Origin of the sequence: Pseudomonas sp. NPDC008258, assembly GCF_042956345.1 — a bacterium.
In the GTDB taxonomy this organism is placed as follows: domain Bacteria; phylum Pseudomonadota; class Gammaproteobacteria; order Pseudomonadales; family Pseudomonadaceae; genus Aquipseudomonas.
This window is the reverse complement of sequence record NZ_JBIBGE010000034.1, coordinates 1-13,609: the sequence shown is the minus strand read 5'-3', so window position 1 is coordinate 13,609 and position 13,609 is coordinate 1. Positions and strand designations below refer to the sequence as shown.

The window sequence follows — 13,609 nt, the reverse complement described above, 5'->3', positions numbered from 1 at the left end:
TCAGACCAAAGTGCGAACGCACCGAAAGGTGCCGAACGACAACAGGAAGTAAGTCAGTCTAGCCGTTTCATCGCCCCGCACTGTGCCGTCGACGAGGGCCCTGCATCACTATGTCTGCCAAGCACCGCTGGATCAGCCTTTCCATGGCCGCGGGCAGCCTGCTGCTACTGGCTGCCTGCGAGCAGAAAAACTTCGAGACCTTGCCCGCCATCCCGATGGAGCAGCTTGAGGTACTGGGCGTGCAGACCCCGATCAAGAGCGTGCATTTTCGTGATCGCGACGGTGAAGGCCTGCTGGTGCTGAGCCGCAGCGATGGGCAGGCCAGCGACCCGGAAAGCGAACAGGAAGTGGACAAGGTGGTGCTCAAGGCCACCTTGTACGGGCGTGCTGGCGAAAGCGACGCTTTCAAGGCGCGTTGGCAGATCGAGCAGGAAACCACCTGCCCAGGGCTGGACCTGGACGTGGACTTCTATACGGACGTCAGTGATGTCAGCGACCTGAACAAAGACGGCGTGGCCGAGGTGACGGTGGCCAGCCATGCCTTCTGTGGCGGTGGCATCGACCCGCATGACATTGCCATCGAGATGCGTGAAGGGAAGGCCAGCTACACCATCACCGGCCAGTCGCTGATCACTCCGGCGGGTGAAGAACCGGTCGGCGGCGAGCGTGATGACAGTGCCTCGCTGAAAACCGCGCCGCAGGTGCTGCGCGATCACATGGATGCGGTCTGGCAGCAGGTTTACAAGCGGCCCTGGAGCGAAACCAGCCCGCCAGTCGACGACGAGCCTGACGACGAAGCCGAGTAAATGTAGTGCATGACATCAAGTTGAACCCTCGCCTGCCGATACAGTGGGCATAGGAGAACGTCCATGCTGCCGCCGATCATCCCGCTCAGTGCCGCCCCGGTGACCTCGCAACAGGACCCGGTCAAGCCCACCCCCGACATCAAGCCGGTGGTGCCGGCGCAGCCTGCGTCCAGCGAAAGTGCCATCGACCTCAAGCAGCAGCGCGACCCGCAGGAGCAGGCACTGTTGCTGCGCGATGAACAGCGTCGCCAGCAGCAACGCCGGCAGAAGGGCGATCAGGACCGCTACAGCGCCATGCCAGGCGACGAGGTCAACGCCGACAACACCGTGCCCGTGGCCCCCTTGATAGACGAGCATGTGCGCCAGGGGCTGCTGGTGGACATCGAAGTCTGACGCGGGGCTGGTCAGCGCCTGCGCCTGGCTTCATCATGCAAGCCTCAGTTGATCGTCGAGCCCACCCATGAGCCAAGACAACCTCATCGATTTCGATGCAGAACGCGCCAAGCGCGTGCATGACCTCAAGGAAAAGCGCCTGAACGAAATGCGCAACGCGTTCGAGCAGGCCCTGCCGTTGAGCACCAGCAAGAAAAAGAAACCCAAGGGCAAGCCCAAGAAGCGCTGAAACTTGACGTAAGTCAAACCTGCACCCCCTCGCGTGCCCGGCCCCGGGCACCATTGATCCCGATCAATTTTCTCCCCCGCCACATTGGTTACCTTGCACCCATCGGACAACGGCAAACGAATGGGGAGGCCAGCATGTTCTTCGACAACGTGGTTATCGCCGGTGTGGTAACGGTCGGGTTGATGTTCGCTTTCTTTGCCGGTCTGGGCATTTTCATCTGGAAGGACTCGAACAAGCGCAAGCCGCGCTGACCTTCCGGGTACACGAGCACGCAAGGCATTTAGGGCGACTTCGGTCGCCCATTTTTTTTGCCTGGCATTTGTTTCTGTCTGTACTGGCCGCTTCGCGGGCTTGCCCGCTCCCACAGGTACTGCACAGGCCTCAAGAACCGCGAAGAGGCCGGCACAGAAAAGATGATTAGCTAGCTAATTATTCATTTACACCTTATCCTGCCCGCCATTGTCTATCGTTTCAACAAGACCATCCCCCGCAAGGTCCGTCTAGTGCCCATCACCCTCCAGGCGCTGTTTGCCCCCAGCAGCCTAGCCCTCAAGTTTGCGATCAAGACCCTGCTCGGTGGCGGGCTGGCGTTGTGGCTGGCGATGCGCTGGGGCCTGGAGCAACCGGCCTGGGCATTGATGACGGCCTTCATCGTTGCCCAGCCGCTGTCGGGCATGGTGGTGCAGAAGGGCCTGGCGCGGCTGGCAGGCACGTTGGTAGGTACGGTCATGTCGGTGCTGTTTATCGGCCTGTTTGCCCAAACCCCGGGCCTGTTCCTGATAACCCTGGCCTTGTGGCTGGCCCTGTGCACGGCTGCCTCTACCCAACTGCGCAGTGCCTGGGCCTATGCCTTTGTGCTGGCTGGCTATACGGCGGCGATCATTGCCTTGCCGGCCATCGACCATCCGTTGCAGGTGTTCGACCAGGCCGTGGCGCGTTGCACCGAGATTTGTCTGGGCATCTTCTGCGCTACTGCCAGCAGTGCCTTGCTCTGGCCAATGCGGGTGGAGCAGCAATTGGGCGGGCAGGCCCGCCAGGCCTGGCAGAATGGCTTGCAGGCCGCCAGTGCCATGCTGGGCGGCGAGGACGAGGCGCGCAAAGGCCTGCTGGAGAGCCTGGGCCGCATCGTGGCCATCGACAGCCAGCGCGAACATGCCTGGTTCGAAGGTAGCCGCGGGCGCCAGCGCGCTCGCGCCATCCAGGGCTTGAGCCAGAAGTTGATGGTGCTGTTACGTATCTCGCGCTCGGTGCGCCGGCAGTGGCGCCAGCTTGATGAGCGGGAGGTCGCGCACCTTGCGCATTGGCTGGAAGAGGTTCGTGCGCTTCTGGCCAGCCCCGATCAACCCAGCCTGTTGCTACTGCGCCAGCGCATCTGGGATGCCGCCCATGACGAGCAGATCAGCTCGGCGGAGCACTTCTGCCTGGCTCGCATGGCCTTGCTGCTCGATTACGCCATGGCTGCCAGCCTGGCACTGGAGGACGTGGAAGCGGGCAGGGCGCCCAAGGATATAGCCCAGGGCCTGGCCGCGCACCGCGACTGGTCGCTGGCCTTGCTGTTCGGCTCACGCAGCGCATTGGCCTTTCTGGTCATGAGCGGCTTCTGGTTGGCCACGGCCTGGCCTTCGGCGCCGGGCGGCCTGGTGCTTACCTGTGTGGTGTGCAGCCTGTTCGCCAGCCGCGAGAACGGCGCACAGATTGGCCTGAGCTTCCTGCGCGGGATTTTCCTGGCGATACCGGCGGCGTTTCTGGTGGGGCAGATATTGCTACCGCAATGGAGCAGTTTCGCCATGCTGTGCCTGGGCATGGGCGTGCCGTTGTTTCTTGGCGCTCTGGGCATGGCCCATCCGCGTACGGGGGCCACTGCCACGTCCTATTGCCTGCACTTCATTGTGTTGGTGTCACCGCTAAACGCCATGCAGTTTGGTGTGGCGACCATGCTCAACAGCGCTCTTGCGATGCTGGTAGGGGTATCGGCGGCGGTAATGGCCTTCCGTTTACTGGTGTTCCGCCACCCGGCCTGGTTGGGCCGGCGCCTGCGTGCAGCCACCCAGAATGACCTTGTACGCCTGACCCGGCGCGACCTGCGCGGGGCCGACAGCTGGTTTGGCGGGCGCATGGCTGACCGCCTGATGCAACTGGCGCGGCATGCTGGCGAGCTGCCCGAAAGCGAGCGCAAACGTTGGGATGATGGCCTGCATGGGCTGGATATCGGTGATGAGCTGGTGCACCTGCGCATGTGTCTTGCGGTCGCCCAGGCCCCCTTGGGCCGGGCCGAGCGCGACTACTTGCAGCAGGTGGAAGCGGTACTGGCCAATGGGCCTGCCGCCGGGCGTGGGCAGCGCCTGGATGCTGCCAGTGAACAATTCATTGCCGCTTTACGCCGGTTACCTTCGAGTGACCCGCTGCGGCTGGCCGAAGGTGCGGTGCTGCAATTGCAGAAAAGTTGGGGCAAGTGGTGCCGCTGGCAGGAGGACGCCCATGGGGTTGCGTGAATGGGAAGTGGGCGGCGTGCTGCTCAGTCCGTTTCTGTTGTATGTATTGCTGGCACTGTTGCTCACGGGCCTGCTGCGCCTGGTGGTGCAGGCTACGCCCTTGGGGCGCTGGATCTGGCATGAAGCGTTGTTCGACACGGCGCTGTTCGTTTGTGTGTTGTTCCTGGTGGTAAGGCTGCTGGGAGCTTTGTAAAGGAGTGTTTCGATGCGTGCGGTCGTACGTACCCTGGTGACGCTGTGTGTGGTGGCGCTGGCCGTGTTGGCCGGCTACCAGTTGTGGCAGTACTACATGCTTACCCCCTGGACCCGTGATGCCCGTGTGCGCGCCGACGTGGTGGTGATCGCCCCTGACGTGTCCGGCTGGGTGCGCGAGCTCAAGGCCCATGATAACCAGCAGGTCAAGGCAGGCGACTTGCTGATGAGCATCGACCGCGAGCGCTTCCAGGCTGCCTTCGACCAGGCCAGCGCGGTGACTGAAACACGCGCCCAGCAATTGCGCCTGCGTGAGCGTGAGGCAGCCCGCCGTACGGCCTTGGGGCCGGAAGCGATCAGTGCCGAGCTGCGTGAGAACGCCCAGATCAATGCCGCTATCGCACGGGGTGAACTGCATGAGGCAGAGGCGCAGTTGCAGGTGGCCAAGATCAACCTGGCGCGCAGCGAGGTGCGGGCACCGCGCAGCGGGCACATCACCAACCTGCGTCTGGCTGAGGGTAACTATGTGAACACCGGGCAATCGGTAATGGCCCTGGTGGATGATTCAACCTTCTATATCCAGGCCTACTTCGAGGAAACCAAGCTGCCGCGTATTCGCGTAGGGGACGCGGTGAAAGTCTGGTTGATGGGCGCGGGCGAACCGATGCAAGGGCATGTGGAGAGCATCAGCCGCGGCATCACCGACCGCAACAGCAACCCGGACAGCCAGTTGCTGCCGGAGGTGGAGCCCACCTTCAACTGGGTGCGGCTGGCCCAGCGGATTCCTGTGAGGATCCGTCTGGACCAGGTGCCGGAAGGGGTGACTTTGAGTGCCGGGATGACCGCCAGCGTGCAGGTGCATGAATAGTGCTCCCGGGGCCACGTTGTGGCCCATCGCCGGCAAGCCAGCTCCCACAGGTACGGCGGTACTTTGAGGTGCGGTGATAAACCTGTGGGAGCTGGCTTGCCGGCGATGGGCCGCAACGCGGCCCCAATATCCCGAAGTCAGAGGAACATCCCGCCCGAAACCTCCAGCCGCTGCCCGGTAATCCAGCCATTGCCGTCTTCCAGCAGCAGCGCAATCGCCGCCCCGATATCATCCGGCAAGCCGACTCGCCCCAGGGCCGTGTTCCCGGCGATGTACGCATTCACCTGCTCGTTATCCCGCACCACACCGCCGCCAAAATCAGTCTCGATCGCCCCCGGCGCCAGAATGTTCACGCGAATGCCACGTGCACCCAATTCTTTGGCCTGGTAGCGGGTCAGCACCTCCATGGCCCCCTTCATCGAGGCATAGGCGGCATACCCCGGCAGCGCAAAACGCGCCAGGCCAGTGGAAATATTGACGATGCGGCCATTGTCGACCAGCAGCGGCAGCAGGCGCTGGGTGAGGAAGAACGGCCCTTTGAGCTGGATGTTCAGCAACTGGTCGAACTGCGCCTCGGTAGTGTCCACATACGGCACGTTCAGCCCGATCCCGGCATTGTTCACCAGAAAGTCGAAATCTTCGCGGCCAAAGTGCTGTTGCAGGGTGGTGCCCAGGCGCTCGGCGAAGCTGGCAAAACTGCCGCTGTTGCTGACGTCCAGTTGCAGCATGGCGGCCTTGACCCCGGCCTGCTCCAGCCGGGCAACCACGGCCTGGGCCTCGTCCGCCTTGCTGTGATATGTGCCGATGACATCGATACCGCGTGCGGCCAGGTGTTCGGCAGCATTACGGCCAAGGCCGCGGCTGGCGCCAGTGATCAGGGCAATCTTGCGGGTCATGGTGAAAACCTCATGGTGGGTGAATGACGACAGGTTATTGGTCGGCGTTAGGCTGTTAAATCCTGCAGAAATGGAAATACTGTTCGATAAAACCGGACAGTCGAGGCCTTTTAGTGAACAAGCTGGAGTTGTTGCGTACCTTTGTGCGGGTCAGTGAAGTCAACAGTTTCACCTTGGCTGCCGAAAGCCTTGGGCTGCCACGGTCGACGGTGTCGGAGCAAGTAAAGACGCTTGAACGATTGCTGGGCACGCAGTTGTTCAACCGCACGACCCGCAGGGTACGAGCGACCCAGGATGGCGCCTTGCTGTACGAGCGTAGCAAGGACCTGCTGTCCGGCATGGACGAGATCGAGAACCTGTTCAGTGCTGACGATGCCGAGTTGGCCGGGCGCCTGCGCATCGACCTGCCGACCATGATGGCCCGGCGCGTCATCATTCCGGCGTTACCGCAGTTTCTGCAGCGTTTCCCGCGGCTTGAAGTGGAGCTCAGTTGCACCGACCGCCAGGTCGACCTGCTGCGCGAAGGGTTTGACTGCGTGATGCGCATCGGTGCCTTGCATGACCTGGACGTGGTGGCGCGGCCAGTCGGGCAACTGAGCATGCGCAACTGCGCCAGCCCCGCTTACCTGGCCCGCCAGGGGGTGCCGCTGACGCTACAGGACCTGGCCGGGCACCAGTTGGTGCATTACGTGCGTACCCTGGGCGCGCGAAGTGCCGGTTTCGAATACGTGCAAGGGGGTGAGGTGCATTACCAGGCGATGGCCGGGGTGGTCACGGTCAACAACGCCGAGGCCTACTCGGCGGCCTGCCTGGCCGGGCTGGGGTTGATCCAGGTGCCAGCAGTGGGCGTGGCCGAGCATTTGCAGCGGGGCGAAATGGTTTCACTGCTTGAAGGCTGGCAAGCACCCGCCATGCCGGTGTCACTGCTGTATGCCCGGCAACGGCATGTGCCGCGGCGGGTCCAGGCGTTCATGCAGTGGCTGACGGCATTGCTGGCTTCGCAGGTTGACCCAGCGCCGGATGCAGGCTGAACAGGGGGCTACGAAAAGATTTGGCGAACGGGCTGCCAGTTGCGTTAGGCTGTTGCTTGCGAGTTGCCCGGTAGAGGTGACCCATCCCCGCCAGGCGTGCGTATCTTCCGATTTCATTGCGAGGTTACGTCATGGCCATCACGTCCCAGGACATCTGCAACGCTGCCGACCAGCTCAAGGGCTTTGTCGGTTTTCATGGCAAGCGCGGTGTACATATCGTGCGTTTTTCCGAAGACTCGTTCGGCATGGATGTGGCCGACGACAGCATTACCCCATGCCACGAGTTTGTCTGGCGGCCCGAGCAAGGGCAGCGCATGGCGCTGTGCCGTGAACGCCTGGCGCTGTTGCTGGAACAGCATGTGGATGACCGCTTGAACATCGGTGAGCCGCTGCGTGCGTACCTGCGCCGGCGCGACCTGCCAGAAATCATGGCCGAGCGCAGCCTCCAGCCAAACACCCGGCCGTTGTAGGAGCAGCACAAGGCTGCACCTACAAGGGTTGTGCAGTGCTCTGGGTTTTTTGGCGCAATAACGCCTCCAGCCCCGCACTGTCCAGCGGCCGGCTCATGTAGTAGCCCTGTACCTCGTGGCATCGGTCATTCTCCAATGCCTTGAGTTGCTGTTCGCTCTCTACCCCCTCGGCCGTCACCGTCAACCCCATCGCTTCACCCAGGTTGATGATGGCTTGAACCACGGCGCGGTCGCTGCCGCCGTTGCTGTTCAGGCCACTGATAAAGCGCTTGTCGATCTTGATGCTGTCGAACGGGTAGGTGCGCAGGTAACCCAGCGATGAGTAGCCGGTGCCGAAGTCGTCCATGTTCAGGCGTACGCCCAACTCCTTGAGCGCGAGCATGGTGCCCAGTGCGCCCTCGATGTCGTTGAGCATCACGTTTTCGGTAATTTCCAGCTCCAGGCGCTGGGCCGGGAAGGCGGTGTCCAGCAGGATCTCGCGCACGTCGGCGACCACGTCGCTGCGCAGGAACTGCGCAGGCGACAAGTTTACCGACACCAGAACGTCGGCGGGCCAGTCATGGGCCGTGCGGCAAGCTTCACGCAGCACCCAGCGGCCCAGTGCGACGATGATGTCGCTCTGTTCGGCCAGCGGGATGAAGGTGTCCGGGCCCAACAACCCTTCTTGCGGGTGCTGCCAGCGCAGCAAGGCTTCGACTGCGACGATGCGTCGGTCGCTGACGCGGTAGCGTGGCTGGTAATGCAGTTCGAATTCCTGGTTGCGCAGGGCCCGGCGCAGGTCATTTTCCAGCTGCCGACGGTACTGGATCTGCTGGTTCATTTCAGCGGCGAAGTAGCGCCAGGTATTCTTGCCATCGGCTTTGGCCTGGTACAGGGCGATGTCGGCGCAGCGGATCAGTTCGCCGGCATCAAAACCCTGGGTACGGGTTTGTGCGACGCCGATGCTGGCGCCGACATGCAACGGTTGGCTATCGAATGTGATGGGTTGCTGCAGCAGGCTGATAAGGCGTGCGCAGAAGCGGTCGACTTCACTGCGGTTGTCCATGCCGCTGAGCACCAGAATGAACTCGTCGCCGCCCAGGCGCGCAACCAGGTCGCCATCACGGGTGGTGTCGCGCAGGCGCGTCGCCACTTCCTGGAGCACGGCATCGCCAGCGGCATGGCCAAGGGAATCGTTGATCGGCTTGAAGTTGTCCAGGTCCAGCAGCAGCAGGGTCAATGGTGGCGAATCATTGCCGCGCAGCAGTGCCTGCTCCAGGTGCCTGGCAAGCTTGTTACGGTTGGCCAGCCCGGTCAGAGGGTCGTGCAGTGACAGGTGCTGGATGCGCGCATGGGCATCGACTTCGTCGGTGATGTCGCTGGCGGTGCCACGAAAACCGATGGGCTTGCCGTCATACCAGATGGCGCGGGCGGAAATCCTGCAGTAGCGGTTCTGGCCATTCTGGTCGCGGTAAGTGCAGCGCAGGGTGGCCAGCTGTTGCGGGTCGGCACTGGTCAGGGAATCCAGCCAGGGTGAAAGCGGTGTGGTGTCGCAGGCCAGCAACTGGTTGAGCGGCTGGCCGAGCCAGTCGTCCACCGGGTAACCGGTGACGTTGGCGAAGCGCTGCGACAGGTAGCTCAGGCGTTGGTGCCGGTCGGTTTCCCAGATCCAGTCGGATGCCGATTCGGCCACGGCACGAAAACGCTGCTCGCTGGCTTCCAGGGCCTGATTGCTTTGTTGCAGGTGAGTGAGTGTAAGGCCGATTGCCCGCGAACTGCGCAAGGTAAGGCGGAACAGGTACAGCATGATCAGGCCGAGAATCAGCAGCGCGCTCAGCAGTGGCGGTAATACGGCCCACAGCAGTTGGCGCCCGGGCAGAGGGCTGTTCCAGGCCAGGTGGTAGCCGGTGTCGCCCAGCTCGATGCGCAGGTGGCCGTGTTCGCCCACGGTGTTCTTGTCCACATGCATGCCGGTCAGGCCGGCACCGGTACCCAGCCGTTCCAGCTTGTCTTCGGTGAGCTGGTCGACAAACAACATCACCGGTGCTTGTCGCACCTCATTGTCGGTGACATCGCGGTCCGGGCGTACGGCGGCGGCACTGAGCACGGCGGGCCAGCCGTTGAACAGCACGAAGTGGGTGATTTGTTCACGGGGGATCGCGGCTGCACGGGCCTGGTCGATGATCGGCTGCAGCGCGGCATCTATATAGGTGTTGGCGCCCGCCTGGCTGGGCTGGCCTTTGAACAGCGCGTAGGTGGTGCGCGTGTCATCCACCACGAATACCCCTTCATAGCCGCTGGCGCTGTACAGGGATTCGCCTACGTTCTTTTCGTCGTAGGCCCATTTCCAGTCAGCCTGGCCTGCCAGGTGCTCAAAGGCTGCATCCCACACCGCGTAGCTGGACAGGAACTGACGTGAGGCAAGCAGCCGTTGCTCCAGCGCCTGGTTGGCCTGGAAGGCACTGCGCTGGCGCTCCTGTTGGTCGAGGGTGGCGGCGATATTGAACAGCGCGCTGAGGGTGACCAGGCAGGCCAGCCCGAAAACAGCGCTGAAGCCAGCAATGAGGCGGCGCACCTGGAAGCGCGGTGTGGGGCTGGTGGAGGGAAGGTTGGCGGTCCTGGCCATGCGCGAGCGGCTCCTTCAAGCAGCCTCCCGCCAGGCAGTCAGGAAGGAGGTTTACTCAGGATAGGCCAGCTTGAGCGTTGAGGCTTCACTGCGGGCAAAATTGACCCGGTCGCGGCCAGCGTGCTTGGCGGTGTAAAGCGCTTTGTCGGCCTGATCGAGCCAGTGTTCGGGCGATTCCAGCCCAACCTCGAAGGGGGACAGGCCGATGCTCAGGCTGATGCGCAGGTGCGGCAGCTGTGGGTTGCGGTAATTGGCCACCCGTTCGCGGAGGCGCTCCATGGCGTGGCAGGCCTGGGCTTCACGGGTGTCTGGCAGGATCACACAGAATTCATCGCCGCCGTAACGCCCGGCGTGGTCGCCTTCGCGCAGGTTGCGCCGCAGTTCAGCGCTGAGCTGGCGTAGTACGCAGTCACCGACCACGTGGCCGAAGGTGTCGTTGATGGTCTTGAAATGGTCGATGTCGATCAGGGCAATGACCGCGTGCCCCTGCTGCTGTTTGCATGCCTGGAACTTGAGCAGCAGCAGGTCTTTCCAGGCACCATGGTTGAGCAGGCCGGTCAGGCTGTCGGTAAGGCTAAGGGCGCTGAGCCGGCGTTTGTGCTCGGCCAGCTTGATCGCCAGCTGGAAGCACACCCAACCCAACGCCAGCGGGTACAGCGTCAGCATCGGCAGGCAGGCATAAACCTGCAGGGGCGTGGCGTTCAACTGCAGGCCGGGGCCCAGCAACAGGATGGCGATGAGCATGCCGGCCAGCTGGGCCAGCATCCCGCGAAAGACCATGCGCTTGCCGCCAGCGGCTACGTTGTTCATGGTCATCATCGACAGCACGGTCACGCTGGGCAGCGGGTTGAAGTGCATGGCGGCGGTCCAGAACCCGCCCATCAGCGAGTCCAGCAACAGGTTGCGCTGCTCCGCCTGATAGGGCATTGCCGAGCGGGCAGCCCACAGGTAGGCCACGTGCGGCCACAGCAGGCCGTTGAACAGCATCAGCAGCCATGCCCAGGTGGGGGGCGACAGCGGTGCGATGCCCGCCATGACGCTGAACAGGCCGATACCCAGGCCGATGACGCGCGGCAAGTAGATGCGTTTGACGAATGAAAGCCCTTTGCCGCTGCGGTTGTCCATCATGTTCATCGTTCTTCTGCCGGGGTACCGTTTATCGCATAACTTGCATGAATATTGTTGAACACTGTTTCATCGGCGAAAAATGACCTTGCAAGCCAATTCACGGTTGATCTGATCACTGTGGGGTAAGATGAAGGCTTTCCTGTTGCTCGGAGTGTTGCTGATGGCCCCTTTGGCGAATGCTGCCGGCGAGCCGGCACCACAGCAGGGTGGACGATTCCACAACCAGGCATCGCTGCCGCAGGATGGCGTGCTGAAAAAACTGCGCATCGGGCTCAAGTACCTGTTTCTGCGCAAACCGCCGTACACCCGGCCGTCCATGCCGATCAGCCTCCAGCCCATGACCCGTGAGCAGGTTCTCGACGCCCCTGACCACAGCTTGTGGCGCCTGGGCCATTCAACAGTATTGCTCAAGCTGCGCGGGCGCTTCTTCATTACCGACCCGGTGTTCGCCGAACGCGCCTCCCCCGTGCAGTGGGCTGGCCCATTGCGCTTCCATGCGCCGCCACTGGCCCTGGACCAACTACCGCCGCTGGCTGCAGTGGTGCTGTCGCACGATCATTTCGACCACCTCGACGAGCAGGCGATTCGGCAGCTTGCACCGCGCACCGGAGTATTCCTGGCGCCATTGGGCGTGGGCGACCGGTTGATGAGCTGGGGCGTTGCACCTGCCAAGGTGCGGCAGCTGGACTGGTGGCAGGAAAGCATCGTGGAGGGCGTGCGCTTCGTTGCCACCCCGGCGCAGCACTTTTCCGGGCGCGGCTTGCTGGACAGCAATCGGACATTGTGGGCGTCCTGGGTGATCGTCGATGAAGATGTGCGGGTATTCTTCAGCGGCGATACCGGCTACTTCGATGGCTTCAAGCAGATAGGCGAACGCTTCGGGCCGTTCGACCTGACCTTGATTGAAACCGGGGCCTACAACGTGGCCTGGCCCAGCGTACACATGCAGCCGGAGCAAAGCCTGCAGGCCCACCTGGATTTGCGCGGGCGCTGGATGCTGCCGATTCACAACGGCACCTTCGACTTGTCTACCCACGGCTGGCAGGAACCCTTCGAACGCATACTGGCGCTGTCCAACCAGGCTCAGGTGCGCTTGAGCACGCCGCAGATGGGCGAGCGGATCAGCCTTGACTCACCGCATGCCGGGCAGAACTGGTGGCAGCCCAAGCCTGTGCGACAGCGGGGCCAGGCGAGTGAACGCACGGTAGCGACACGCTGAACCTCATTCAGTGCCTTCCTTGCTGCGTGGGGGGCGGGCTTTTTGGTCTTTCAAGAGCTGCGAGGGCGGCTTGCCGCTGTCACTGCGTACCTGCGCATGGCTGATCAGGGCGAAGATGAAGCTGCCACCAATGATGTTGCCGGCCAGGGTCGGCATGGCGAATTCCAGCCAGAAGGTGCGCCAGGTTTCTTCCCCAGCCCACACCAGATACGACACTTCGACCGAGCCCACTACTATATGAGTGAAGTCGCCAAGTGCCATCAGGTAGGTGATCATCAGGATGATCCAGATCTTGGCGTGCTCCATGGATGGGATCATCCAGACCATGGTGGCGATCATCCAGCCCGAAACGATGCCCTTGGCGAACATCTGGCCCACGTCGTTTTTCATGACCTTGCGGCCAACCTCCAGGAAGGCCACGTCTGTCTTGCTGTCGAAGATCGGCAGCTCCAGCATGACCCAGGCTACCAGCAGGGTGCCGGCCAGGTTGCCAAGCAGCACCACGCCCCACAGGCGTAGCAGGCGACCGAAATTGGCCAGGGTAGGGGAGGTCATGATGGGCAGCACAGCGGTGAGGGTGTTTTCGGTAAACAGCTGCTGGCGCGCAAGGATCACCGCGAGGAAGCCGGTGCTGTAGCCGATGCTGGCGATCACCTGGGCACCGTCACCTTCCGGCAGGCGGGCGTAGAACAGCCCCATGGCCATCAGCGACAGGCCCATGGACAAGCCTGCCGCCAGTGCCGACCACCACAGCGCGGCAAGGGTACGTTCAAGCTCCTGGTCGCCCTGGTAGCGAATGATCTCGTGCAGCACTGCTGCCCGCGGCGGCTGGTTGTGGCTGACCTCTTGCTCTTCATCTGCGGACAGGCCCGGGGTTTTCTCGCTTTGCGCATCGCTCATGGCCGCTACGCTCCGTGGGGGTGTTTCTTTACAGATTCCCGGCGCTTTCATTAGTTGCCAGGTAGCCGCCAAACGCGTCGAGAAAGTTTTTTTAGAACAAGGTGTTGACTCTGATTTCAAAGCGCGTATTATTCGCCTCCTCGCAGCGATGAACGCTTCGGGGCAGGCGGTAAGTGTTTGAAGTTGTTAGCTTTCGAAAGAAAGCGGTGGTAAAAAACTTCAAAATAAACGCTTGACAGCAAATGAGGAAAGCGTAGAATGCGCGCCTCGGTTGAGACGAAAAGATCTTAACCAAACGCTCTTTAACAAATTGAATCAAGCAATTCGTGTGGGTGCTTGTGAGTACGGACTGATAGTCAAAAAGATTATCAGCATCACAA

Annotated in this window: 14 protein-coding genes; 10 read left to right on the top strand and 4 right to left on the bottom strand. The window is 62.2% G+C overall.

Annotated features, from left to right (window positions below):
• The first annotated feature begins 110 nt into the window (after positions 1-110).
• The 7 genes from ACFY9W_RS23480 to ACFY9W_RS23450 all read left to right on the top strand — a co-directional run bounded on the left by ACFY9W_RS23480 (position 111) and on the right by ACFY9W_RS23450 (position 4,980).
• A complete protein-coding gene (locus ACFY9W_RS23480; protein ID WP_391135411.1) occupies positions 111-806 on the top strand; it encodes a M949_RS01915 family surface polysaccharide biosynthesis protein in 696 nt (231 codons plus the stop codon).
• 63 nt (positions 807-869) lie between these two features.
• Complete coding sequence (locus tag ACFY9W_RS23475; protein WP_391135408.1) at positions 870-1,199, top strand: aspartate-semialdehyde dehydrogenase; 330 nt, start codon at positions 870-872, stop codon at positions 1,197-1,199.
• Between the two features lie 67 nt (positions 1,200-1,266).
• A complete protein-coding gene (locus ACFY9W_RS23470; protein WP_003254864.1) occupies positions 1,267-1,428 on the top strand; it encodes a hypothetical protein in 162 nt (53 codons plus the stop codon).
• A gap of 134 nt (positions 1,429-1,562) precedes the next feature.
• Positions 1,563-1,679, top strand: a complete 117-nt coding sequence (gene ccoM / locus ACFY9W_RS23465) for a cytochrome c oxidase subunit CcoM (protein WP_008097462.1) — start codon at positions 1,563-1,565, stop codon at positions 1,677-1,679.
• 252 nt (positions 1,680-1,931) lie between these two features.
• Complete coding sequence (locus ACFY9W_RS23460) at positions 1,932-3,920, top strand: FUSC family protein (RefSeq protein ID WP_391135403.1); 1,989 nt, start codon at positions 1,932-1,934, stop codon at positions 3,918-3,920.
• Positions 3,907-4,113, top strand: a complete 207-nt coding sequence (locus ACFY9W_RS23455) for a DUF1656 domain-containing protein (protein ID WP_391135400.1) — start codon at positions 3,907-3,909, stop codon at positions 4,111-4,113. Before ACFY9W_RS23460 ends, ACFY9W_RS23455 begins: the two co-directional genes overlap by 14 nt.
• A gap of 12 nt (positions 4,114-4,125) precedes the next feature.
• A complete protein-coding gene (locus ACFY9W_RS23450) occupies positions 4,126-4,980 on the top strand; it encodes an efflux RND transporter periplasmic adaptor subunit (RefSeq protein ID WP_391135397.1) in 855 nt (284 codons plus the stop codon).
• A 137-nt stretch (positions 4,981-5,117) separates the two neighbouring features.
• Here ACFY9W_RS23450 and ACFY9W_RS23445 read toward each other — a convergent pair whose 3' ends face one another.
• Positions 5,118-5,876 (bottom strand): SDR family oxidoreductase, encoded by a 759-nt coding sequence (locus ACFY9W_RS23445; RefSeq protein WP_391135394.1) that lies wholly within the window; start codon positions 5,874-5,876, stop codon positions 5,118-5,120.
• Between the two features lie 113 nt (positions 5,877-5,989).
• Here ACFY9W_RS23445 and ACFY9W_RS23440 point away from each other — a divergent pair, with 113 nt between their 5' ends.
• Positions 5,990-6,907, top strand: a complete 918-nt coding sequence (locus ACFY9W_RS23440; RefSeq protein WP_391135391.1) for a LysR substrate-binding domain-containing protein — start codon at positions 5,990-5,992, stop codon at positions 6,905-6,907.
• A 131-nt stretch (positions 6,908-7,038) separates the two neighbouring features.
• Positions 7,039-7,377, top strand: coding sequence for a DUF2025 family protein (locus ACFY9W_RS23435; RefSeq protein ID WP_391135388.1), 339 nt, complete (start codon positions 7,039-7,041; stop codon positions 7,375-7,377).
• A 19-nt stretch (positions 7,378-7,396) separates the two neighbouring features.
• Here ACFY9W_RS23435 and ACFY9W_RS23430 read toward each other — a convergent pair whose 3' ends face one another.
• The gene (locus ACFY9W_RS23430) at positions 7,397-9,982 is read right to left on the bottom strand and encodes an EAL domain-containing protein (RefSeq protein WP_391135385.1); all 2,586 of its coding nucleotides are present in this window, start codon (positions 9,980-9,982) and stop codon (positions 7,397-7,399) included.
• A 51-nt stretch (positions 9,983-10,033) separates the two neighbouring features.
• Complete coding sequence (locus tag ACFY9W_RS23425) at positions 10,034-11,107, bottom strand: diguanylate cyclase (RefSeq protein ID WP_391135539.1); 1,074 nt, start codon at positions 11,105-11,107, stop codon at positions 10,034-10,036.
• A 130-nt stretch (positions 11,108-11,237) separates the two neighbouring features.
• Here ACFY9W_RS23425 and ACFY9W_RS23420 point away from each other — a divergent pair, with 130 nt between their 5' ends.
• Complete coding sequence (locus tag ACFY9W_RS23420) at positions 11,238-12,329, top strand: MBL fold metallo-hydrolase (RefSeq protein ID WP_391135382.1); 1,092 nt, start codon at positions 11,238-11,240, stop codon at positions 12,327-12,329.
• A gap of 3 nt (positions 12,330-12,332) precedes the next feature.
• Here the strand turns inward: ACFY9W_RS23420 and ACFY9W_RS23415 are convergent, their stop codons facing one another.
• Positions 12,333-13,229 (bottom strand): formate/nitrite transporter family protein, encoded by an 897-nt coding sequence (locus tag ACFY9W_RS23415; RefSeq protein ID WP_391135379.1) that lies wholly within the window; start codon positions 13,227-13,229, stop codon positions 12,333-12,335.
• Positions 13,230-13,609: the final 380 nt, after the last annotated feature.